The organism is Microbacterium sp. SCN 71-21, from assembly GCF_001725695.1.
Lineage (GTDB): Bacteria > Actinomycetota > Actinomycetes > Actinomycetales > Microbacteriaceae > Microbacterium > Microbacterium ginsengisoli.
This window is the reverse complement of sequence record NZ_MEGA01000040.1, coordinates 1-22,088: the sequence shown is the minus strand read 5'-3', so window position 1 is coordinate 22,088 and position 22,088 is coordinate 1. Positions and strand designations below refer to the sequence as shown.

Below are 22,088 nucleotides of genomic sequence, written 5' to 3'. Positions count from 1 at the left end.
CATCGCGACATCCAGATCGCGCTGCAGGTTGACCGAGTCGGCACCCGCATCGGCAAGCAGGAGCGCATGGGCGGGGTTGGCGGCACCCATGTTCGAGGATGCCTTCAGCCGCACCTCGGCGGGAAGCTCCCCCGCCGCGCGCAGCCGCGCGAGCACATGCAGCAGCCCCTCGTCGAACACGAGGAACCCGCGCACGCCCAGCTCGACCGCGTGCAGCACGTCCTCGAGGCCCTGCGCGAGCTGTTCCCCGCCGCGCAGGCGGTAGGCGCTGGCCGCCGCCACCGGACCGGCGGCGAACTTCTGGCCGCCGATGTCGTAGGTGCCGCGCGGCCCCACGGCCATCCGCAGTTGGATGCCGCGCCCCGCCGCCTCGTTCACGAGGTCGACGATCTCGTGAACGAGGTAGCGCATCGTGCCGACGGTGTTCGTCGCCTGGTGGAGACGCGCCCCGTCGCGGCGCAGCGCGTCGTCGATCGCGGCGACGGCCGCGGCATCGAGCGCGCCCGCGACCTCCCACTTGTACCAGCCGCCGTCGGCGAAGCGTTCGGTGCTCGTGGCCGGCTCACCACCGCGACCGGTGGAGATCCCGAGTCCGGCGAGCAGGCCCTCGGCCCGCTCGAGGCTCATGAGAGCGCCCCGCTCAGCGCCGCGGCATCCGCCGTCTCGGGGCGTCGCACCGCGATCTCGACGTGCAGGTTGCCGTGCTGATCGAGCCAGGCGATGTCGTCGGGGCCGACGACCGCGGTGCTCTCGGGCAGCTGGAGGATCGCGGGACCCGTCACCCGCTCCTCGGGCGGGAGTGAGAGCATGCGCCGCACCGGCACCTCGACCAGACCCGTCTCGGCGAACCAGGCGGTGCGGGTGCGGGTGCGCTCCTCGCTGGCGTCGGGGCTCACCGTGCGGGTGAGGGTCGGCACGGTGAACGGCCCGTAGACCCGCACGCGCCAGGTGACGATCTCGATGCGTTCGTAGTCGGGTGTGACGCCGTAGATGTGCTCGTACTCGCGCACGAAGCGATCCCGGTAGCCCGCGGGGTCGTCGCCGTCGCCGACGGCCACCTCGATCTCGAAGCCCTGCCCGAGGAAGCGCATCTCGACGAACCGGTCGATGCGGGCGACGTCGGTGCCGAGTTCGCGCTGGGCCTGGGCGACGAGGTCGGCGTAGATCGCCTCGACCGCCGCGGCGTCCCAGTCGCGCAGCTCGAGCAGGCGCGTGCGTGACTCCTCGACCATCGGCGGGGCCACGAGGAGACCGGTCGCCGAGAGCACGCCCGCGGCCGCTGGGATCACGACGTGGGACACCCCGAGGATGCGGGCGATGCGCGCCGCATGCACCGGGGCGGCACCGCCGAAGGCGACCATCGGGAAGGTGCGCGGGTCGTGCCCGTGCTCGGTCGCGTGCACCTGCACGGCGAGAGCCATGTGCTCGTCGACGACCCGGGCGACGCCGGCCGCCGCGGCCACCGGGTCGTCACCGAACGCGGAGCCGAGTCGCGACACCATCGCCTGACGGGATGCCGCGGCATCCAGTGTCATGCGACCGCCGAGGAAGTAGTCGGGGTCGAGGTAGCCGAGCACGATGTCGGCGTCGGTGACGGTGGGTTCCTCGCCGCCGAGTCCGTAGCCGGCGGGTCCGGGGCGTGAGCCTGCCGAGTGGGGGCCGACCTTCAGCAGGCCGAGGCCGTCGAGCGCGGCGATCGAGCCGCCACCCGCGCCGATCTCGATCATGTCGACGACGGGCATCGACACCGGGAGCCCCGAGCCCTGCTTCAGCCGGTGCACGCGCCCGACCTCGAAGCCGTTGCGCACGGTCGGCTCGCCGCCCTCCACGATGCAGACCTTCGCGGTGGTGCCGCCCATGTCGAAGGCGATGAGGCGGTCCATGCCGAGCTGGGTGCCGACATAGGCGGCGCCGATCGCGCCGGCCGCCGGGCCCGATTCGAGCAGGCGGATCGGGTAGGCGCGGGCGGTCGCGGTGGTGACGACACCGCCGTTGGACTGCATGAGCATGAGCGATTGGTCGATGCCGAGCGTCGTGAGCGCACGCTCGATGTCCTCGAAGTGCTCGCCGGCGATCGGGCGCACGTAGGCGTTGGCGAGCGTCGTGACGGTGCGCTCGTACTCGCGGATCACGGGCACGAGATGTCCCGAGAGCGTGACGGGGACATCGGGGAGCCGCTCGGCGAGGATCTCGGCGATCGTCTCCTCATGGGCGGCGTCGACGTAGGAGTGCAGCAGGCACACCGCGATCGACTCCACGCCGGCCGCGGCGAGCTCGTCGGCGATGCGCTCGACGTCGGCGCGGTCGAGCGGGGTGAGCACCTCGCCGCGGGGGCCGCGGCGCTCGGTGACCTCGAACCGCTCGGTCGGCGCCACGAGGGGGTCGGGCAGCTGCAGGCGCGGGTCGTAGAGGTCGTAGCGCCATTCGCGTCCGATCTCGAGCACGTCGCCGAAGCCCCGGGTCGTCACGAGCGCCGTCTTCGCGCCGCGACGCTCGATGAGCGCGTTGGTCACGAGGGTGGTGGCACCCACGACGGCGGAGTCGATCGCGTCGGTGTGGTGGTCGGCGTCGGCGAGCACCTGGGAGATGCCCGCGGCGATGGCGCGGCTGAAGTCGTCGTAGGTGGTGAGGGCCTTGCCGAGCCAGGTGCGCCCGGTGGTCTCGTCGAGCAGGACGATGTCGGTGAACGTCCCGCCGATGTCGAAGCTGGCTTTCATGAGTGTCTTTCGGTCGGAGAGGGGTCGATGTGTCGGGGGCGCATCGACGCTGTCGGGGGTCGCGCGGGGATGAGGATCGTCGCGATCTCGATCACGGATGTCACAGGGTCACCGCCGCGGTCATGAGCACCGGCGGCACGACCAGGCCGAGCTGTCCGGCGCGCTGCACGGTGACGAGGGCGCCCACGGCGGCGCTGCGCCGCACGGCGAGGTCGTACACGAGTCCGGCGGCGGCGCCGAGGGCGATCCCCGCGACGAGGGCGGCGGCGATCGCGATCGGCGCGGGCCCCGCGACGGCGGCGACGATGCCACCGGCACCGATCGCGAGCAGCACCGCGAGGGCGGTGGGAAGCCGGCGGGTGCGGCGGGCGCCGACGAGCAGGCGGGCGGCACCGGCCGAGAGCATCACGGTGCCCGCCGAGAGGCCGGCGACGAGGCTCGCGCCGCCCGCGAGCCTCGCGATCTCGCCGGGGAGCGTGGACGTGAACAGGGCCAAGATGCCGTTGGCGGCGAAGACGGCCGCGGCCAGCGTCACCACGCGGCCGGCGGACGGCGTCACGGAGACCGGCACAGCGATCGTCGACGCCGACGCGGCGGGTACGGCCGAGCCGGCGTCGCCGGGCGTGAGCAGCGCGGCGGCCGCGACGACGGCGGCGAGCGCGAGCGCCCCGACGAGGAAGACCTGCGAGGCGGAGAGCCCCGCAGCGGCCAGCAGCCCGGCCGAGAGCGACCCGAGCCCGACGCCGCCGAACACCGCGGCCGTCACCCCGGCCGATCCGGCGCGGGAGGACACGACGACCAGGGATGCCGCCGCCACCACGACCCCGAGCGCGGCCCCGCAGACGACGCGCGCCGCGAGAAGCACCCCGAGCTGGTCGAGCGGCGCGATCACCAGCAGCGCGGCGCCCGCGGCATCCAGCACGACACCCACGACCACGATCGCCACCAGGCTCCGCCGTCGGGCGGCGCGCGCGGCGACGGTCATGCCGCCGATCGACGCGAGTCCGTGGCCGGAGAAGAGCAGCGCGGTCGCCCAGGGCGTGCCGGTCGCCGAGACGATGTGCGTGTAGAACGCGCTCGGCAGCGCCGAGAACGCGCCGACGACGGTGAGCGCCGTCGCGGTCCACCCGGTGCGGCTCACCATCGGTCCCTCACGTTCTGCGGCTCGCCGAGGGCCACGCTCGCCAGCGCCACGTCGGTGACCGCCGAACCGGCCTGATCGATCAGCACCGCCCCGTCGGGCGCCGGATCGAGTCCCGCGACGAGGCGCGCGAGCCCGCCCACCTCGTGCGCGGTGCTGCGGTCGTCGATCAGAGTCGATCTGCGACGGATGCCACGGCGCCGGCGGCGCCCGTCGCGCTCACCGCGAGCACGGCGTCGGCGAGTGCGTCCCTGCCTCCGACGACGACCTCACCCGGGAGCGCCGCACGCGCACGGTCGCCTGCGGCGTCCGAGCGCACGAGCACCCGCCACGACCGCACACCGTGGAGAGTGGCGAGCATGTCGGCGACGGCCCGGTTGGTCGGACCGAACCCGAGGAGCGCGACGGGGGAGGCGGCATCCGCGCGCCCCAGCGCCTCGATCGCGGCGACGGCCGCCGCCGCGGTGCGCAGCCGCGTCGGCAGCATGCCGCGCAGCACCGCGGTCGGCGCCGAGCCGTCGGCGGGACCCGCGAGGATCGTCGACGTCGAGCGTCCGGCGCCGCCCTCGGCGGGAACGTACGACGCCCACTTCGAGATCGCCCAGCCGAGCGCCGGGACCACCGCCGAGATCGACAGGAAGAAGCCGCCGCCCGCAGCGGGGAGCATCTGCTTCGCGGCCTGCGACGCCTCACCGCGCCCGAGGGCGGCGAGGGCTGCCGTGCACGCATCCACGAGCGCGCGGTCGTCGACCGCGGCACGCACCTCGGCGTCGGTCACCTCACGCACGCGACGCCTCCCGGGGGTCGAGTCCGACGGCGGCCGTGGGCGAGACCGCCCCGAGCGCGAGCGACACGATCGTCGCCACCGTGCGGAAGAAGCCCGCCACCGCCGGACTGAAGGCCTTCGGCGAGCGGCTGAGGAACGCGAGATCGCCCCAGATGCGGCCGCCGGTGTGCAGGGGGAAGAGAACGCACGCGTGCAGGTCCTCGGCCGTCGACATGCGGGCGGTCACCGGGAAGCGCCCCGACAGGTTCGACATGTCGCTGAGCTGCACGGTCTGCCCGCTGCGGTACACGTGCGATCCGATGAACGCGTTGTTGACCGGATGGCCCGTGGCGATCGTCTGCCGCCAACGGGCCGACATCCCGGCGCTCGCGATGAGGGTCGCCCGGGGGTCGTCGCTCGTGCCGCCGTCGAGGCGGAAGACGGTCGAGGCGTCGGCGAATCCGCGCGACACGGCCCAGGTGACCGTCGTGTCGGCGACCGCATCGACACTGCCGGCCGCAGCGAGCGCGTCGGCGAGGGCGCCGAGCGCGTCGGTCTGGGAGGTCAGGCGGGCCAGGGCGGCACGCATGCGATCCTCGTTGCGGTTGTCGCCGATCTCGGCGGTCGCGGGGAGGAAGCGGTAGCCGACGCCTCGCACCGATGCGATCCATCGGGGGTCGCCGGACGGGTCGCCGAGCTTCTTGCGCAGGCGGGTGATCGCGAGACGCAGTGCGTTCTGGGCGTCGTCGTCGCCCCACTCCCACAGCTGCTGCACGAGCTCCTCGTGGGAGACGACGCGGCCGCTGTTCGACATGAGCGCGGTGAGCAGTTCGAACTCGTGCCGGCTGAGAGCGAGGTCGTCGCCGTCGAGGGTGCAGCTGCGGGTAGCGACGTCGAGCGCGAGACCCTCGGCCTGGAGCCACCGCACGCGCAGGCTCTCCTCGCCCGAACGGGCGCGCACGAGGGCGAGGAGGCGCGCGCTGAACTCCCGCGGCGAGACGGTCCTCCCGACCACGATGTTCGCGCCGGCGTCGAGCAGCACGAGCTCGACGTCGTCGCGCACGTCGACGTCGACGACGGCGATGGGGGTCTGCCCCGCGGTGCGGAGCACGTTCACGGCCGCGGCGATCCAGTCGATGCTCGATCCGCTGACGAGGATGAGCCGCGCATCCCGCTCCGTCGCGGCATGCGCGGCCGGCACCGGCGCACCGACCGCGACCGTCGGCCACGCGGCGCGACCGATCTTCACCCGCAACGCCGCCGCGGGACTCCCCGGTTCGGCGCAGAGCACGACGGGTCCGAGCAGCTCGGCGTCACGGGCGGTCAGGCCGCCGGTGACGAGGGAGGCGAGGGTCGGCGAGGGGGCCATGGTCAGAGCACCTTCGACAGGAAGGCACGCGTGCGCTCGTGCTGCGGGTTGCCGAGCACCTCGGCCGGCGTGCCGATCTCGACGATCTCGCCGCCCGACATGAACGCGATGCGCCCGGCCACTTCGCGGGCGAAGGCCATCTCGTGGGTGACGACGATCATCGTCATGCCGCTGCGGGCGAGGTCGCGCATGACGTCGAGCACCTCGCCGACGAGCTCGGGGTCGAGCGCCGAGGTGGGCTCGTCGAAGAGCATGAGCTTCGGGCGCATGGCGAGGCCGCGGGCGATGGCGACGCGCTGCTGCTGCCCGCCGGAGAGCGTGCGCGGGTACGCATCCTCTTTGTGCGCCATCCCGACCCGGTCGAGCAGATCGCGCGCGGTCGCCGTGGCCGTGGCACGGTCGAGCCGGCGCACGCGCATCGGCGCCTCGATGACGTTCTCGAGAACGGTCAGGTGCGGGAACAGGTTGAAGTGCTGGAACACCATGCCGATGTCGGTGCGCTGGGCATTGATGCGCCGCGGCGACAGCTCGTGCAAGCGGCCGTCGGCGCGCTCCTCGTAGCCGATGAGGTGGTCGCCGACGTACACGCGACCGCGATCGGGGCGTTCGAGGTGGTTGACGCACCGCAGCAGGGTCGACTTGCCCGACCCCGACGCCCCGATCAGGCAGACGACCTCGCCCGCGGCGACGTCGAGGTCGATGCCCGAGAGCACCTCGACGTGGCCGAACGACTTGTGGATGTTGCGCAGGCGGACTAGCGCTTCGCGATCAGCCATCGCGACCACCTCCTCGAGGATGTGCCGTGGGCGCCGACGGAGCGGAACCCGACGCCGAGGCGTCGCTCGAGCAGATGCTCGAGCCCGGTCAGGATCGTCACGACGACGAGGTACCAGATGCAGACGACGATCAGCACGGGGATCGTCTGATAGGTGCGGGCGTAGATCAGCTGACCGCTGTAGAGCAGCTCGGGCAGCGCGATGACGCTCACGACCGACGAGTACTTCAGCAGTCCGATCGCCTCATTCGCGGCGGGCGGCACGATCACGCGCATGGCCTGCGGCAGGATGATGCGGCGGAACGCGGTGGCGCGACCGATCGCGAGCGCGTCCGCGGCCTCCGACTGGCCCTTGTCGACCGACACGATGCCCGACCGGATGATCTCCGCGAGGTAGGCGGCCTCGTTCAGGGAGAGGCCCAGGATCGCGGCGGTCCACGGCGTGATGAGGGTGTTGGTGTCGATCGACCAGAGGGTCGGGCCGAACGGCACTCCGATCACGACGTCGGGGATGATGATCGCCAGGTTGTACCAGAGGATGATCTGCACGAGAACGGGCGTGCCTCGGAAGAACCAGATGTAGACGCCCGCGGCCCCGCCCAGCAGACCGCTGGAGGAGAGCCGCATGACGGCGAGTGCGAGGCCGATGACCAGCGCGATGACCATGCCGACGAGGGTCAGCAGCAGCGTGGTGCCGAGGCCCGAGAGGATGCGGGGGTCGAACAGGTACTGCAGGACGACGTTCCACTCGTAGTGCGGGTTCGTGAGGAACGACCACGCGACCGAGAGGACGACGACCGCCACGACGGCGATGCCGAGCCATCGCCACCGCCGAGGGCGGGGGACGATGACGTCGGCATCGGCCGCCGTGCGGGGGGTGTCGCTCATTAGAAGGGCGACCCGTTGACGATCGGGGCGGTCAGGCCACGGGACGGAACGCCCCACTTGTCGAGGATCGAGGCGTACGTGCCGTCGGCCATGATCTCGGTGAACGCCGTCTCGACCTCGGCGGTCAGCGCGCTGCCCTTCGGGAACGCCGCGGCGAAGTAGCCCTCGTTCTGGTAGCCGCCCGAGACCTTGAGTCCGCTGGCGCTCTTCATGATGTAGGCGTTGGCGGCGGAGTCGTTCGGGGTGACGTCGATGCGCTTGGAGGTGAGGGCGAGCACGACGGCGTTGAGGTCCGAGTACTCGTTGACGGTGATCGCCGCCTTGCCCTCGGAGGTGCACTTCTCGGAGGCGGTCGCGAGGAGCGAGCCTTCGATGGCGCCCGACGGGATGCCGACGGTCACGCCGCAGAGGTCGTTCATATCGGTGATGTCGCGGTAGTCCGACCGGGTGAGGAAGTTGTTCTCCGCCTTGAGGTAGTCGACGAAGTCGACGCTCTTCTGGCGTTCCTTGGTGTCGAACATGCCGGTGAGAGCCATGTCGAAGCGTCCCGAGGTGAGGCCGGGGATGATCGTGTCGAATCCGGCGCTCTGGAACTGGATCGTGCGGCCGAGCTTGGTCGAGAGGGCGGCGGCCAGGTCGACGTTGATGCCCTCCCACGTCGAACCGTCGCTGCCGGTGAAGTTGTAGGGCAGCAGCGACGGGTCGGCGGCGGCGATGATGACGTCGCCGGAGGTGGTGGAGGACGTGGCCTGGGGCGAGCCGGCGGCGCAGGCCGACAGCGCGAGGGCCGACAGGGCGGCGACGGCAAGTGCCGGGATGCCGCGGCGGATGGTGGATCTCACGGGTGCTCCTCGAGTCATGAGGCGGTGGATGTGGGAAGCGGTGCCCGCCCGGTCCGGGTCGACGAAGGGCGTGATGACAGGAGAACCCGTGAATGTTTCGTCCAGATGTCCATGGCAGTCGCTTTCCGGTTTCCGAGCGCGATACCGACACGGAGACGACATGGAGCGGCTCCTACGATGTCGATATCCGAGCCTCGCCGACACGTTCCCGACTGTCGCCGCGGCCCTCACGATGATCGAAGGCACCCCATGACCTCACCCACGCCCACGAGCGGTTCCGATGCCGTCGCCCGCATGATGACGACGTCGACGGTGGCCGGGGCGATCGATCTGGCGATCGGCGAGCCGGACCAGCCGCTCCCGCAGGAACTGGCGGATGCCGCGGCCCGCGCCTTCCGCGACGGCCGCACCGGCTACACCCCGAAGCTCGGACTCCCTGAGCTTCGGGCCCTCATCGCGGCCGACACGACCAGCTCCTCCGGCCGCGTCCCGGTCGAGGACGTGGTGGTCACGGTGGGCGGCACGGGTGCGGTGGCCGTCGCCCTGATCGTCGGGGGCACGGCAGGTGTGGTCATCCCCGACCCGGCGTGGCCGAACGACCTGGTGCTCGCCGAGCAGCTCGGGCTCCCCGTCGCCCGCTACCGCCAGGGACCGTCCGGTGACGACTTCTTCGCCCTCGACGAGATCGAGCAGGCGCTGCGCGCCGGCTTCCGGCTCGTCGTCGCCAACTCGCCCTCGAACCCGACGGGCGCGGTCGCGTCGGCCGCCGCGATGGCGGCGCTGGTCGCGCTCGTCGAGCGGTACGACGCGCGCATCCTCTCCGACGAGGCCTACGAGTCGATCGTGTTCGACGGTGGTCGCGCCGCGTCGCCGCTCGAGGTCGGCGGCCGCGATGTCACGTTCGCCGCGCGCACCTTCTCGAAGCGGTTCTCGATGACGGGACTGCGGCTCGGCTCGTTGGTCGCGCCCGCGGAGGCGCGGCTCGCCGTCGCGGCGGTGCACGGCACGACGGTCGGGTGCGCGCCGATCACGGCGCAGATCGTCGGCGCCACGGCTCTCGAGCGACTCCCCGACCGCGGCACAGAGCTCTCTGCGATATATCGGGCTCGGTACGAGAACGCCGCAGCGGCACTGCCCGGCCGCCTCGCGTCGGTCACTCCGTCGGGCCTCGGCGGCTTCTACCTCTGGCTCGACGTCCGCGACACCGGCCGCTCGGGTGCGGCCCTCGCCGACGAGCTCGCCGCCCGCGGCGTGCTCGTCTCCGCCGGCACCGTCTACTCCCCCGAGGACGGCTTCCTGCGCGCCTCGCTCACGGCTCCCGACGGGGCGCTCGCCACGGCGTGGCAGACGATCGACGAGGTGCTCGGGGCATCCTGATCAGGCGGCGGATGCCGCGGCATCCGCCCTCTCGTCGGGGCACGAGAAGCGCGATCGGTAGGCGCTCGGGCTGAGTCCGAGCGTGCGCACGAAGTTCTGACGCAGCACGGCCGCCGAGCCGAAGCCGCTCTCGTCGGCGATGCGGTCGATGCCGTGGTCGGTGCGCTCGAGCAGCCGCTGCGCGTGCAGCACCCGCTGCCGGGCGAGCCAGGCCGCCGGCGTCGCACCGAGGTCCTGCTTGAAGCGCCGCGCGAACGTGCGGGTCGACATGTGGGCACGCGCGGCGAGCTGATCGACGGTCAGGTCGAGGTGCAGGTTCGCGAGCATCCAGTCGGTGACCGGCGCGAGCGAGAGCGAGGCCACGGCGGGCAGCGGCTGCGAGATGAACTGCGCCTGGCCGCCGTCGCGCTGCGGGGGCACGACCATCCGGCGGGCGATGGTGTTGGTGACCTCGGCGCCGAGCTCGATACGCAGCAGGTGCAGGCAGGCGTCGAGGCCGGCCGCGGTGCCCGCGCTCGTGATGATCGTGTCGTCCTGCACGTAGAGCACGTCGGGGTCGAGGTCGACGGCCGGGTAGAGCCGGGTCATCTCGGTCGCGTACTTCCAGTGGGTGGTGGCCCGCCGACCGTCGAGCACGCCCGCGGCGGCGAGCACGAACGCGCCCGAGCAGACGCTCAGGAGCCACGCACGACGGGCGGCGGCCGCCTGCACCACGGCGGTGACCCGCGGGTCGATGCGGGACCAGGATGCGCGCGGCACGGGGGTGACGACGACGAGGTCGGCGGTCTCGGCGAAGGTGAGGTCGTCGACGACGTTGATGCTGAAGCCGAGATTCGACGGGATCGCCCCGGGGTCGGGGGCGCAGATGCGGAACTCGAACGGCTCGATGCCGTCGTCACTGCGGTCGAGGCCGAACGCCTCGCAGGCGAGGCCGAACTCGAACGGCGCGAAGCCGGGCTGCACGATCACGGCGACGGTTCTCATGGGGCATCCTCTCGGGCGCCGCGACCCGCGCGGCTGTGGCAGAAAGCATACGCTCTCTGTCCATTCTGCCACTTTTGGCGTGATCACGACGACCGTAGCGTGAGCGCCATGATCCTCCTCGTGCTGCTCGCGCTCCTCGGCCTCGCGGCCGCCCTCTGGACGGTCGTCGAGGTGATCCGCGGAGACAGCCGCCCCGTGCGCACCGACTGGTCTCGCCTCCCCGATCGCGACGACGGTGCTGCGGTCGCCCCGCGTGCGCGGCGACCGCGCGGCGCCGTGCGGCGGGCTCAGGCTTCGACGGGCTCGCCGCGGTAGAGCTTCTCGAACGTCGAGAGGGTGCGCTGGATGTCGTGCACCTTCACCCCGTCGAGCGAGGCCTGCTGCAGCCGGCGGCGCTCGGCGGCATCCGCCGTGAGCACCGTCGTGAGCTTCGCGGCGAAGTCCTCCGCGCTCGTCGGATCGAACAGATAGCCGTTCTCGCCGTCGTGCACGAGATGCGGCAGCGCCATCGCGTCGGCGGCCACGACGGGCAGGCCCGAGGCCATGGCCTCCATCGTCGCGATCGACTGCAGCTCGGCGATCGAGGGCATGGCGAACAGACTGGCGCGCGTGTAGATGCGCCGCAGCTCGTCGTCGTCGACGCGGCCGTAGAAGTGCACCCGCCCGTCGAGGCCCTGCTCGTGCGCGACGAGCTCGAGCTGCTTGCGCTGGTCGCCGCCGCCGACGATGTCGACGTGCACGTCGAGGGCCGGGTCGAGCAACGCGACCGCTTTGAACAGCAGGTCGATCTGCTTCTCGCGGGTGAGGCGACCCACGAACAGCACCCGGTTCTCGGTGCGCGGCTCGAGGTCGGCGGTGTAGTTGCCGGCGTCGATGCCGCAGCTGATCGGGATGACCCCCTGCAGGTCGATCGCGGCCACCAGGAAGTCCGCCGCGCGCTTCGTGGGGGTCGTCACCGCGCGCGCCAGGTCGAAGGTGCGGCGGGCGTCATCCCAGGCCAGCTTCACGAAGAGCCTGTCGAGCAGCGGGGGCAGGGTCGTGAAGTCGAGGATGTTCTCGGCCATCACGTGGTTCGTCGCGATCACGGGGATGCCGCGCTGCGACGCGATGCGCGCGAGCCCGCGCCCGATCACGATGTGCGACTGGATGTGCACCACGTCGGGCTTCACCGCGTCGAGCACCTGACGGGCGTAGTGCTTCGCCAGCCACGGCCACACGAAGCGCAGCCAGTCGTGCGGGTACCAGCGCCAGGACGGCAGTCGGTGCACGGTGACGTTCTCCCCCTCGATGACCTCGACCCGGGGACCGTGATCGCGATGGGTGATGCTCGGGGCCATCACGTGCACGTCGTGCCCGCGCTCGACAAGGCCCGCGGCGAGGCGCTCGGCGAACCGGGCCGCACCGTTCACATCGGGTGAGAAGGTGTCGCAGCCGATGAGGATCGTCAGGGGTCTGTCGGACACGGAAGTCGAGCCTACCTGGCGGCCCGGCGGGATCCCGGGTGATCGACGAGGGAAGACGCGACGTCCAGGAGTGTCTCAGCCGAGCGCCGCCACGAGTAGCGCGCGACGTGCGCGCGGCCCGCGGCGATGACCTCGGCACGGTGCGCGGGGTCATCGAGCCGCCGCACGGCACGGGCGACCGATCCCGGGTCGTGGGGGTCGAAGTACTCCGCACCGGGGCCGGCGACCTCGCGGAAGATCGGCAGATCGGATGCAGCGACCGGCACGCCGATCCCGAGTGCTTCGGCGAGCGGCAGCCCGAAGCCCTCGTCGAGGCTGGCGGAGACGAGCACGGAGCCGTCGGCGAGCGCGCGGGCGTACTGCGCGTCGCTCACGCCGCCGGCGAACTCGACCCGGGCGCCCGGCGGCACGAGCGCCTCGAGCTCGGCCTGGCGGACCGGGCCGATGCGGCTCAGCAGCTGCAGCGTCTTGTCGGGCAGGTGGGCCATCGCGGCGATGAGGGTCTCGACATTCTTGTAGCCCATGAACGAGCCCATGTAGACGAGGTGCGACGGAGTGGCCGCGGCATCCGCCTCGGTGTCGAGGAACGCGCCCAGGTCGTCGGGGGCGTTCGGGATGACCACGACCGGACGCTTCGTGAGCCGCACCCGCGCGAACTCGTCGCGGCTGGTCTCGCTCACCGTCGCGACGACGTCGGCGGCGTTGAGCGTCACCCGCTGCGGCACGTAGGAGAGGTGGAACAGCCGCCACCCGAGCCGCACGAGCGGAGAGAACTCGGCGGGCGGCGTGCGGTGCCGATAGTAGATCGTGTCGTGGAGGGTCAGGATGAGCCGGAACCGCCGGCCGATCGTGCCCATCGTCTGCATCGGCGAGAACACCACATCGGGCTCGTACGCGTTGAGGATGCGGGCGGTGAACGGCTCCTTCGCCGAGGTCGGCGCGTGCAGGAACAGGTGCTCGACGCCGTCGGGGAGCACAGCGAGCTGCTCCGGGTCGTGCACGAGGAACGTCACGTCGGCGAGCTCGGCGATCGCGGTCGCCAGCCCCGCGGAGTAGCGGCTGATGCCGTCGTGTCCGTGCGGGCGGATGTACCGCGCGTCGAAGAAGAATCGCATGCGCCCCAAGCCCCTCTCGTCGATCCAGACTAAAGGAGGCCCTGTGGTGCCAAGATGTGCGCATGCCGCTCGATGCACCCCTGCCGTCCACCGCCGACCTCCACGCCCGGGGCGTCGAGGAGCGGCGCGCCACCGCCCGTCGCGACCTCGCGACACTCACGGTCGCGACCCGTGATCCGCTGGGCATCCTCGCGGCGCAGAACGAGACCCGCATCCCCGATCTCCTCGGGCTACGGGCCGAGCGCATGTCGACCGACCCGTTCGCCTTCTACCGGGGCACGGCCGCACTCATGGCGGCAGACCTCGCCGACGACCCCCACTCGGGCATCGTGGTCGCCTCCTGCGGCGACGCGCATGTGGCGAACTTCGGCTTCTACGCCTCGCCGCAGCGCACGCTCGTGTTCGACCTGAACGACTTCGACGAGGCCGCGTGGGCGCCGTGGGAGTGGGATGTGAAGCGCCTGGTGACGAGCATCGTCGTCGGCGGTCGCCACACCTCGCGCGACGCCGCCGTGACCGAGCGGGCCGCGCGCGCCGCCGTCGGCGCCTACCTCGCGACGCTGCGCCGACTCACCGCGCTCAGCGCCCGTGAGCGGTATTCGCTGCACCTCGACCCGAAGAAGGGCATGGGCGCTCTCGCCAAGACGTCGCGGAAGGCGCTGGCGGCGGCGATGTCCGACGCGCTGCGGCGCACCGGCGATCGTGCCGCGCGCCGCTGGACGACGACGGATGCCGCGGGCCGCGCGGTGTTCGTCGAGGCCCCGCCCACCATGACCCACGTCGACGACGAGATCGAGGAGCGCGCACGGAGCCTGTACGGCGCCTACCAGCGCTCGGCGAGCGTCGACATCGCGCTGCTGCTGCAGCACTACGCCGTCGCCGACGTCGCCCGCCGCGTGGTCGGCGTCGGCTCCGTCGGCACGCGCTGCTACCTCGCCGCGCTCGAGGACGGCGACGGCCGCGTCATGCTCCTGCAGATGAAGCAGGCAGGTCCCAGCGTGCTCGAGCAGTACGGCCGCATCGAGCAGCCGTTCACCCTGCGCGCGAGCATCGCCGACGGAGGCCAGGGTGCCCGTGTGGTGTCGCTGCAGCGCATCCAGCAGGCCTTCAGCGACCCGTTCCTCGGGTACGTGCAGGCGCCGGCCGGCGACTACTACGTGCGCCAGTTCCACGACCTGAAGGGCAGCATCGACACCGACACCCTCGAGGACGTGTCGTTCGTGGAGTACGCCCAGGCGTGCGGCGGGGTGCTCGCCCGCGCCCACGCGCAGGACCCGGTGGCGGCGGAGATCGTCGGCTACGCGGGCAACGGCCGCCAGGTGACCGACGCGATCCTCGAGTGGTCGCTCGCGTACGCGAACCTCTCGGCCGCCGACTTCCGCGACTTCGTGTCCGCGAACGCGGCCCCGAGCGACCCGGTCGCCGCCTGAGAGCGGATGCCGCGGCATCCGTCTCACTCGGTGTGACGTAACGACGGCGCAACAGCCGTGGGCCATGCTGTGCTCATGTCGATCAAGGTCGCGCTCGAGCACCGCACGAGCTACCGGTTCGCCCACTCCGTCAAGGCGTGGCCCCACACGATCCGGCTGCGGCCGGCGCCGCACGCGCGCACGCCCATCGAGGCGTACTCGCTGACGGTGTCGCCGGAGGGTCACTTCCTGAACTGGCAGCAGGATCCGTTCGGCAACTGGCTGGCGCGCATCGTGTTCCCCGAGAAGATCGACCACCTCGAGGTGACGGTCGGGCTCGTCGCCGACCTCATGGTCATCAACCCGCTCGACTTCTTCATCGAGGAGTACGCCGAGCGGTTCCCGTTCGCCTACGACGACGCCCTCGCCGCCGACCTCGCGCCCTACCTGCGGCCGGTCGACGACAGCGCCGCGGCGCTCGCGTGGCGGGAGAAGCTGCCCCCGCTCCCCGCCGACGGCGTGCCGACGGTGACGTTCCTCGCCGACCTGAACCGGGCCGTCTACGGCGATGTCGCCTACTCGGTGCGCATGGAGGCGGGCGTGCAGACCCCCGACGAGACCCTCGCCCGCGGCATCGGCTCGTGCCGCGACAGCGCGTGGCTGCTCGTGAGCCTGCTGCGCGGCTACGGGCTCGCCGCCCGGTTCGTGTCGGGCTACCTGGTGCAGCTCGCGCCCGACCGCGAGTCGCTCGACGGGCCGAGTGGCGCCGCCGCCGACTTCACCGACCTGCACGCGTGGGCCGAGGTGTTCGTGCCCGGCGCCGGCTGGATCGGCCTGGATCCGACGAGCGCCCTGTTCGCCGGCGAGGGGCACATCCCGCTCTCCGCGACGCCGCACCCCTCGTCGGCCGCCCCGATCGCGGGCGCCACCGAGCCGGTCGAGGTGACGTTCGACTTCGCGAACGAGGTGCGCCGGGTGCACGAGGACCCCCGCACCACGAAGCCCTACCCGGATGCCGCGTGGGAGCGCATCGACGCGCTCGGCGAGGCCGTCGACCGGCGTCTGGCGGACGCCGACGTGCGGCTCACGATGGGCGGGGAGCCCACCTTCGTCGCCCTCGACGACGCGACCTCGGCCGAGTGGAACACCGCCGCCGACGGGCCGCACAAGCGCGCCCTCGCGAACGATCTGGCCGAGCGCCTCCGACGCGAGTACGCCACCGGAGGCGTCGTGCATCGCGGCCAGGGCAAGTGGTACCCCGGCGAGCCGCTGCCGCGCTGGAACATCGCCCTGCAGTGGCGCGCCGACGGCGAACCCCTGTGGCGCGACCCCGCCCTGTTCGCCGACCCCTGGGGGGACGAACCGGATGCCGCGGCATCCGCTCATGCCGACGCGCTCGCGCAGCGCGTGATCGAGGTGCTGGGGCTGCCGCGCACACAGCTGCTGGCCGCCTACGAGGATCCGCTCGTGCCGCTCGCCGCCGAGGTGCGGCAGCCGGTGGGTGCACCCGCTGAGGAACCGGGCGGTGTCGCCGACGTCGCCGCGTTGGACGCCGCCACCGACGTGCCGGTCGGATGGGTGGTGCCGCTCGTGACGGGCGAGGAGTGGACGAGTCCGCGCTGGCGGTTCCGCCGCGGTCGGCTCGTGCTGGCGGCGGGGTCGAGCCCGGCAGGGCTCCGGCTGCCGCTCGACCAGCTGTCGTGGGTCGACCCGGAGGGCACCGGCGAGCCGTCGTATCTCGAGGCCGGCCCGCGGGTGCGGGTGGAGATCCCCGAGGTGACGGTCGTGCCGGTCGACGGCGCGCCGACCACGGCGCTCTCGATCGAGGCGCGCGACGGGCAGGTGCACGTGTTCCTGCCCCCGACCGACACGCTCGAGGCCTACGCGGCCGTGCTGCGGGTGATCGAGCTCGCCGCCGCCCAGACCGGGGTGCGCGTGGTGATCGAGGGCTACGGCCCGCCGCCGGACGCCCGGCTGCGCCAGCTCGTCGTCACCCCCGACCCGGGTGTGATCGAGGTGAACGTGCAGCCGACCTCGTCGTGGGCGGAGCAGCGGGAGCTGACCACCACCCTGTACGAGCACGCCCGGCAGGCCCGCCTCACCACCGAGAAGTTCGATCTCGACGGCCTCCACACCGGCACCGGCGGCGGCAACCACCTCACGCTCGGCGGCGCGCAGCCGGTCGACTCGCCGCTGCTGCGGCGCCCGCAGCTGCTCGCCAACCTCATCGCCTACTGGCAGCGCCACCCGAGCCTGTCGTACCTGTTCTCGGGCCGGTTCATCGGCCCGACGAGCCAGGCGCCGCGCTTCGACGAGGGGCGTCCTGAGGCGGTCTACGAGATGGAGATCGCGCTGCGCGAGATCGAGCGGATGTCACGGGCCGCCGCGACCGCCGGCGAGGATCCGAGCCCGTGGGTCGTCGACCGCGCATTCCGCCACCTGCTCACCGACCTCACCGGCAACACGCACCGGGCCGAGTTCTGCATCGACAAGCTCTACAGTCCCGACTCGTCACGCGGCCGGCTGGGGCTGCTGGAGCTGCGCGGATTCGAGATGCCGCCGCATCCTCAGCTCGCCCTCGTGCAGGCGCTGCTGGTGCGCTCCCTCGTCGCCATGCTGTGGGATCGGCCCGACGCCGGCCCCCTCGTGCGCTGGGGCACCCGGCTCCACGAGGACGCCCTGCTGCCCGAGGGCGCGGCCGCCGACATCGCGGCCGTCATCGACGACCTGCGCGCGGCGGGAATCGCGTTCGAGCACGGCTGGCTCGACGCGTTCACCGAGTTCCGCTTTCCCCGCATCGGCCAGGTGACCCTTCCCGGCGGCATCGAACTCGAGCTGCGCCAGGCGATCGAGCCGTGGCACGTGCTGGGCGAGGAGGCCAGCTCCGGCGGAACCGCCCGCTACGTGGACTCGTCGCTCGAGCGCATCCAGGTGCGGGTGACGGGCCTCGATGTGCGCCGACACCTCGTCGCGTGCAATGGTGTGTCGGTGCCCCTCACCGCCGGCCGCGCGCCCGACACGCACTACGCGGGTGTGCGCTATCGCGCCTGGCAGCCGTGGTCGGCGCTGCACCCGACGATCGAGGTGCAGGCGCCGCTGACGGTCGAGGTGATCGACACGGATGCCGCGGTCAGCCTCGGCGGCGCGACGTATCACGTCGTGCACCCGGGCGGCCGGGCCTACCATCAGCCCCCGATCAACGCGAACGAGGCCGAGGCGCGGCGCGCGAGCCGCTTCGAGCCGCGCGGCCTCACGGCGGGCGCCGTCGACGTCGCCGCGGTGCGCGATCGCGGGCGCGCCGCCGCGACCGCCGACTACCCGCACACCCTCGACCTCAGGAGGGCGCCCCGCCCGTGACGGTCATCCGCGACTACGCCGCCACCCTCGCCCAGCCGGCCCTGCCGCTGGGCGGGAGCGGTTTCGCGCGCGTGCGGTACGACGAGGTGATCGCCCCCGACGGCACGCTGCGCGAGGCGTGGAAGGCGATGGCCGAGAGCGTCGTCGCGCTCACACCCGCGGAGCTTCAGCGGGCCGAGGCGGAGGTGCGGCAGTTCCTCGTCGACGACGGAGTGACGTACGCCCCCGCGGGCGGTGACGCGCAGCCGTGGCAGCTCGACCCGGTCCCGCTCGTGCTCGCCCCCGACGAGTGGACGCGCATCGAGGCGGGCCTGGCGCAGCGCGCCGAGCTGTTCGATGCGATCCTCGCCGACCTCTACGGCCCGCAGACGCTGCTGGCCGACGGTTCGATCCCGGCGGCGGCGGTGTTCGGGCACGCGGGCTACGTGCGCTCCGCCGTGCGCGCGGGCACCGGCGAGACATCCCTGTTCCTGCTCGCCTCCGATCTCGGTCGCGACGCGTCCGGCGAGTGGTGCGTGCTCACCGACCGCACCCAGGCGCCGTCGGGCCTCGGCTATGCGCGGGAGAACCGGCGCGTCATCTCGCAGGTGCTGCCCGAGCTCTACCAGGAGCACCGGCTGCACCGCATGGACCCCTACTTCGCGGCGCTGCGGCAGAGCCTGCTGAGCGCGGCCGAGGGGGTCGCCGACCCGCGGGTGGTGATCCTCACCCCGGGCGCCCTGTCGGAGACCGCGTACGACCAGGCCTACCTCGCCGGAGCCCTCGGCTTCCCGCTCGTGCAGGGCAGCGATCTGGTCGTCTGGGAGGGCTGGCTCTGGGTCAAGCCGTCGGGCTGGCCCGAGGTGCGCCCGACCGAGCGCGTCGACGTCATCCTGCGACGGGTGGATGCCGCGTGGTGCGACCCGCTCACGCAGCGCTCCGACTCGCGGCTGGGGGTCGCCGGTCTCGTCGAGGTCATCCGCCGCGGTCGCGTGCGGGTCGTGAACGGACTGGGCGCGAGCGTGCTCGAGAACCCGGCGCTGTCGCCCGTGCTGCCGGAGCTCTGTGAGCGTCTGCTCGGCGAGCAGCTGCGGCTGTCGACACCGGCGACCTGGTGGGGCGGCGACGCGACTGGCCTCGAGGTGCTGCTCGCCCGCCTCGACGACGAGTCGTTCGCGGTGCGCACGATCGACGGCGCCGGCATGCCCGACGCGGATGCCTCGCCCGACGCGGTGCGTGCGCTGATCCGCGAGAACCCGTGGCGCTGGGCCGGGCACGAGGTGCTCACCCTGTCGCAGGCGCCGGTGTGCGGTGCCGATGGGCAGGCGCTGGCCGCCCCCGTGACGCTGCGCACCTTCACGCTGCGGCATGGCTCGACCTATCGCCCCCTCGTCGGGGGGCTGGCCAACGTCGCGCACGCGCAGCGTCCGGGCCGGGTCTCGAAGGACGTCTGGGTCATGAAGAGCACGCCGGGCGATCCCGACCAGGGTCTGCTCGAGCTCGAGCCGGTGTCGGTCTCCGGGGTCATCCCCGCGCTCGGACCCCGCGCGATCGAGGACATGTGGTGGATCGGCCGCTACGCCGAGCGGGCGGAGGACCTGCTGCGCCTCGTCGTGGCGGTGCACACGCACGCCGACCGGCTGCCTGCGGGCGACGCGGCCGCCGACGACGCCGTGCTGGTCGCGATGGCCGCGATCGAACGCCTCATCGGGCGACGGCCGGGCACGGTGCACCAGGAGCTGCGGTCGGCGATCGTCGAGGCATCCCGACCCGGCACCGCGGCGCAGTCGCTCGCGCAGCTGCGCTTCGCGCTCGAGGCGGTGCGCGACCAGCTCTCGAACGACGTGTGGCGCAGCGTCGCGGCGAGCGACCGTGCGCTCGGCGAGCTGCGCGCCTCCGGCCAGCGTCAGATCGCCGACGGCGCCGGCCGCATGCTCACCGGCATCCTGTCGCTGCAGGCGGTGACGGCGAACATGATCCGCGACGACGGTTGGTTGGCGATCGAGGCTGGCCGCTGGATCGAGCGGTCGCTGCAGGTGTGCCTGTTGCTGCGGTCCACGGTCGTCGAGAAGCGCGAGCGGTTCGTCGAGCTGTCGGTGCTGGAGATGGTGCTCGCCTCGGCCGAGAGCGCCGTGACCCAGCGTCGCCGTTACCGCGGCAACGTGCGCGTGTACGGCGTGCTCGAGCTGCTGCTGCTCGACGCCCGCAACCCGCGCTCGGTGGCCTTCGCGCTGGGCGAGCTGCGCGCGCGCCTCACGGCGCTCCCCCGATCGACGGGTTCCACGCGCCCCGAGCGTCTGCTGGAGCAGCTCGAGCAGACGCTGGCAGAGACGGATGCCGCAGCCCTCGCGTCGACCTCGGACGGTCACCGTGACGGGCTCGAGCGCCTGCTGGACGACACGATCGCCCAGCTGCGGCTGCTGGCCGAGGCGGTCGCCGACCTGCACTTCGCAAGCGGCCCGACCGCGCAGCCGATCACCGCGCTGTCGCTCACCGAGCTGCTGGCGGTGGCGTCGTGAAGTACCGCGTGAGGCACCGCACCGAGTACACGTACAGCTCGGAGGTCGAGAACAGCCTCGGACTCGCGCACCTCGCCCCGCGGGCGCTGCCGTGGCAGCGGGTGGGCGAGCACGAGCTGACGATCGACCCCGTGCCGGGTGATCGGCGTCTGGATGCGGACGTCTACGGCAACCACCTGACCTATTTCCACGTGACCGACCCGCACGAGCGGCTGGTGGTCGAGGCGCGCACCGAGGTCGAGGTCGTCGACACGGCCTACGACGTCGATGCCCTCGCGCGCCCGTGGGAGTCGGCGCGCCCCCTGCACGGCGTGATCGGCGCCGACGTGTGGACGGCGACCGAGTTCGCGATTCCGTCGCCGAAGGTCGCGATGCTGCCCGAGGTGCGCGACTACGCGGCGGTCAGCTTCACCCCGGGCCGGCCGATCGGCGAGGCGGTCACCGACCTGATGCACCGCATCAAGGCCGACTTCGACTACGACAGCAAGGCGACGACGGTCACGAGCACCGTTGCCGACGTCTTCGCCAAGCGGGCGGGCGTCTGCCAGGACTTCGCCCACCTCGCGCTGTCGTGCGTGCGCAGCCACGGCCTCGCCGGGCGCTACGTCAGCGGCTACCTGTCGACGACGCCTCCGCCCGGCAAGACCAGGGTGCTGGGTGCGGATGCCTCGCACGCGTGGCTCGCAGTCTGGGTGCCCGGCTCCGACGCGTGGCTCGCGATCGACCCGACGAACGACCAGTGGGCGGGCGAGCGCTATGTCACCGTCGCGTGGGGTCGCGACTACGGCGACGTCACCCCGGTGAAGGGCATCATCTACACCGAGGCGAAGAAGTCGACCCTCAAGGTCGCGGTCGACGTCATCCCCGAGACCGAGTTCTCCCCGGCCTGAGCCCGCGGCGTCGCCACCGCGCCGCCGCACCCACCGCCGCACCCACCGCCGCGCCATCGACCGCGAGAAGGCACATTGCGCGACCCACGGGGCGCCGCGCACCGCGCAACATACCTTCCGGCGCGGAGAGCGGCGGCAGCCACGGACACCGCGCGCCGCGCAACGTGCTTCCGGCGCGGAGAGGGGCAGCAGCCACGGCACAGGGCGACGGACTGCCGCAGACGGGGGCCGGGCGCAAGCCCCGGGCCACGGCATCCGGATGTGACACCATCGTCGCGTGAAGGCCTTCGCCTGCCGCGTGTGCGGCTCCCGTCTGTTCTTCGAGAACTCTGTTTGCGTGACCTGCGGCACGGGCCTCGGCTTCTCCCGCGGCGAGGCCGACATCGTGGCCGTCGACGCGGCGGGGCTCGTCTGGCACGTGTGCCGCAACCTCGCGCGCACCGGATGCACCTGGCTCGCCCCTCTCGAGGGCGGGCAGTGCGCGGCGTGCGATCTGA

The 22,088-nt window shown here is 72.5% G+C and carries 19 protein-coding genes; 7 read left to right on the top strand and 12 right to left on the bottom strand.

The window, feature by feature from the left end:
- The 9 genes from ABT08_RS07760 to ABT08_RS07720 all read right to left on the bottom strand — a co-directional run.
- Positions 1–627: hypothetical protein (locus ABT08_RS07760; RefSeq protein ID WP_288114512.1), on the bottom strand; the 627-nt coding region annotated here is incomplete at its 3' end.
- Complete coding sequence (locus ABT08_RS07755; RefSeq protein WP_288114510.1) at positions 624–2,717, bottom strand: hydantoinase/oxoprolinase family protein; 2,094 nt, start codon at positions 2,715–2,717, stop codon at positions 624–626. The genes ABT08_RS07760 and ABT08_RS07755, both read right to left, overlap by 4 nt.
- Positions 2,718–2,817: 100 nt before the next feature.
- On the bottom strand, positions 2,818–3,861 hold the full coding sequence (locus tag ABT08_RS07750; RefSeq protein WP_288114508.1) for a hypothetical protein: 1,044 nt from the start codon (positions 3,859–3,861) through the stop codon (positions 2,818–2,820).
- Positions 3,855–4,001, bottom strand: a complete 147-nt coding sequence (locus tag ABT08_RS07745) for a hypothetical protein (protein WP_288114506.1) — start codon at positions 3,999–4,001, stop codon at positions 3,855–3,857. Before ABT08_RS07745 ends, ABT08_RS07750 begins: the two co-directional genes overlap by 7 nt.
- A gap of 26 nt (positions 4,002–4,027) precedes the next feature.
- On the bottom strand, positions 4,028–4,645 hold the full coding sequence (locus ABT08_RS07740) for a hypothetical protein (protein WP_288114504.1): 618 nt from the start codon (positions 4,643–4,645) through the stop codon (positions 4,028–4,030).
- Complete coding sequence (locus tag ABT08_RS07735; protein WP_048809306.1) at positions 4,638–5,993, bottom strand: winged helix-turn-helix domain-containing protein; 1,356 nt, start codon at positions 5,991–5,993, stop codon at positions 4,638–4,640. The genes ABT08_RS07740 and ABT08_RS07735 overlap by 8 nt, the downstream gene beginning before the upstream one ends.
- Before the next feature lie 2 nt (positions 5,994–5,995).
- Positions 5,996–6,769: an amino acid ABC transporter ATP-binding protein gene (locus ABT08_RS07730; RefSeq protein ID WP_045246699.1), complete on the bottom strand. Its 774-nt coding sequence runs from the start codon at positions 6,767–6,769 to the stop codon at positions 5,996–5,998.
- On the bottom strand, positions 6,748–7,656 hold the full coding sequence (locus ABT08_RS07725; RefSeq protein WP_045246700.1) for an amino acid ABC transporter permease: 909 nt from the start codon (positions 7,654–7,656) through the stop codon (positions 6,748–6,750). The genes ABT08_RS07730 and ABT08_RS07725 overlap by 22 nt, the downstream gene beginning before the upstream one ends.
- Positions 7,656–8,498: an ABC transporter substrate-binding protein gene (locus ABT08_RS07720; protein ID WP_048809307.1), complete on the bottom strand. Its 843-nt coding sequence runs from the start codon at positions 8,496–8,498 to the stop codon at positions 7,656–7,658. Before ABT08_RS07720 ends, ABT08_RS07725 begins: the two co-directional genes overlap by 1 nt.
- A gap of 249 nt (positions 8,499–8,747) precedes the next feature.
- Here ABT08_RS07720 and ABT08_RS07715 point away from each other — a divergent pair, with 249 nt between their 5' ends.
- A complete protein-coding gene (locus ABT08_RS07715; RefSeq protein WP_288114501.1) occupies positions 8,748–9,875 on the top strand; it encodes a pyridoxal phosphate-dependent aminotransferase in 1,128 nt (375 codons plus the stop codon).
- Here the strand turns inward: ABT08_RS07715 and ABT08_RS07710 are convergent, their stop codons facing one another.
- On the bottom strand, positions 9,876–10,859 hold the full coding sequence (locus ABT08_RS07710; protein ID WP_056206630.1) for a GlxA family transcriptional regulator: 984 nt from the start codon (positions 10,857–10,859) through the stop codon (positions 9,876–9,878). It lies immediately after the preceding gene.
- A gap of 108 nt (positions 10,860–10,967) precedes the next feature.
- Between ABT08_RS07710 and ABT08_RS07705 the strand changes: the two genes are divergently transcribed.
- Positions 10,968–11,174, top strand: a complete 207-nt coding sequence (locus ABT08_RS07705; protein WP_056206632.1) for a hypothetical protein — start codon at positions 10,968–10,970, stop codon at positions 11,172–11,174.
- Here the strand turns inward: ABT08_RS07705 and ABT08_RS07700 are convergent.
- Together ABT08_RS07700 and ABT08_RS07695 are read right to left on the bottom strand one after the other, a co-directional pair.
- Positions 11,147–12,322, bottom strand: coding sequence for a glycosyltransferase (locus ABT08_RS07700; RefSeq protein ID WP_235557393.1), 1,176 nt, complete (start codon positions 12,320–12,322; stop codon positions 11,147–11,149). The genes ABT08_RS07705 and ABT08_RS07700 overlap by 28 nt on opposite strands.
- A gap of 11 nt (positions 12,323–12,333) precedes the next feature.
- Complete coding sequence (locus ABT08_RS07695; RefSeq protein ID WP_288114514.1) at positions 12,334–13,437, bottom strand: glycosyltransferase family 4 protein; 1,104 nt, start codon at positions 13,435–13,437, stop codon at positions 12,334–12,336.
- A gap of 62 nt (positions 13,438–13,499) precedes the next feature.
- Between ABT08_RS07695 and ABT08_RS07690 the strand changes: the two genes are divergently transcribed.
- From ABT08_RS07690 to ABT08_RS07670, 5 genes are all read left to right on the top strand, one after another.
- Complete coding sequence (locus tag ABT08_RS07690) at positions 13,500–14,867, top strand: DUF2252 domain-containing protein (RefSeq protein ID WP_288114498.1); 1,368 nt, start codon at positions 13,500–13,502, stop codon at positions 14,865–14,867.
- Between the two features lie 75 nt (positions 14,868–14,942).
- Positions 14,943–18,203, top strand: coding sequence for a transglutaminase family protein (locus ABT08_RS07685; protein WP_288114496.1), 3,261 nt, complete (start codon positions 14,943–14,945; stop codon positions 18,201–18,203).
- Positions 18,200–20,701, top strand: coding sequence for a circularly permuted type 2 ATP-grasp protein (locus tag ABT08_RS07680; protein WP_045246707.1), 2,502 nt, complete (start codon positions 18,200–18,202; stop codon positions 20,699–20,701). Before ABT08_RS07685 ends, ABT08_RS07680 begins: the two co-directional genes overlap by 4 nt.
- An 8-nt stretch (positions 20,702–20,709) precedes the next feature.
- A complete protein-coding gene (locus ABT08_RS07675; protein ID WP_288114495.1) occupies positions 20,710–21,591 on the top strand; it encodes a transglutaminase family protein in 882 nt (293 codons plus the stop codon).
- Positions 21,592–21,868: 277 nt separating this feature from the next.
- Positions 21,869–22,088 (top strand): zinc-ribbon domain-containing protein (locus ABT08_RS07670; protein ID WP_288114493.1); only part of this gene is annotated, 220 nt, incomplete at its 3' end.

Excerpts from the sequence above, each read along its gene's own strand:
- ABT08_RS07690 (WP_288114498.1), top strand. The coding sequence starts at position 13,500 with ATGCCGCTCGATGCACCCCTGCCGTCCACCGCCGACCTCCACGCCCGG.
- ABT08_RS07695 (WP_288114514.1), bottom strand. The coding sequence starts at position 13,437 with ATGCGATTCTTCTTCGACGCGCGGTACATCCGCCCGCACGGACACGAC.
- ABT08_RS07730 (WP_045246699.1), bottom strand. The coding sequence starts at position 6,769 with ATGGCTGATCGCGAAGCGCTAGTCCGCCTGCGCAACATCCACAAGTCG.
- ABT08_RS07685 (WP_288114496.1), top strand. The coding sequence starts at position 14,943 with ATGTCGATCAAGGTCGCGCTCGAGCACCGCACGAGCTACCGGTTCGCC.
- ABT08_RS07710 (WP_056206630.1), bottom strand. The coding sequence starts at position 10,859 with ATGAGAACCGTCGCCGTGATCGTGCAGCCCGGCTTCGCGCCGTTCGAG.
- ABT08_RS07705 (WP_056206632.1), top strand. The coding sequence starts at position 10,968 with ATGATCCTCCTCGTGCTGCTCGCGCTCCTCGGCCTCGCGGCCGCCCTC.
- ABT08_RS07750 (WP_288114508.1), bottom strand. The coding sequence starts at position 3,861 with ATGGTGAGCCGCACCGGGTGGACCGCGACGGCGCTCACCGTCGTCGGC.
- ABT08_RS07715 (WP_288114501.1), top strand. The coding sequence starts at position 8,748 with ATGACCTCACCCACGCCCACGAGCGGTTCCGATGCCGTCGCCCGCATG.
- ABT08_RS07725 (WP_045246700.1), bottom strand. The coding sequence starts at position 7,656 with ATGAGCGACACCCCCCGCACGGCGGCCGATGCCGACGTCATCGTCCCC.
- ABT08_RS07735 (WP_048809306.1), bottom strand. The coding sequence starts at position 5,993 with ATGGCCCCCTCGCCGACCCTCGCCTCCCTCGTCACCGGCGGCCTGACC.
- ABT08_RS07755 (WP_288114510.1), bottom strand. The coding sequence starts at position 2,717 with ATGAAAGCCAGCTTCGACATCGGCGGGACGTTCACCGACATCGTCCTG.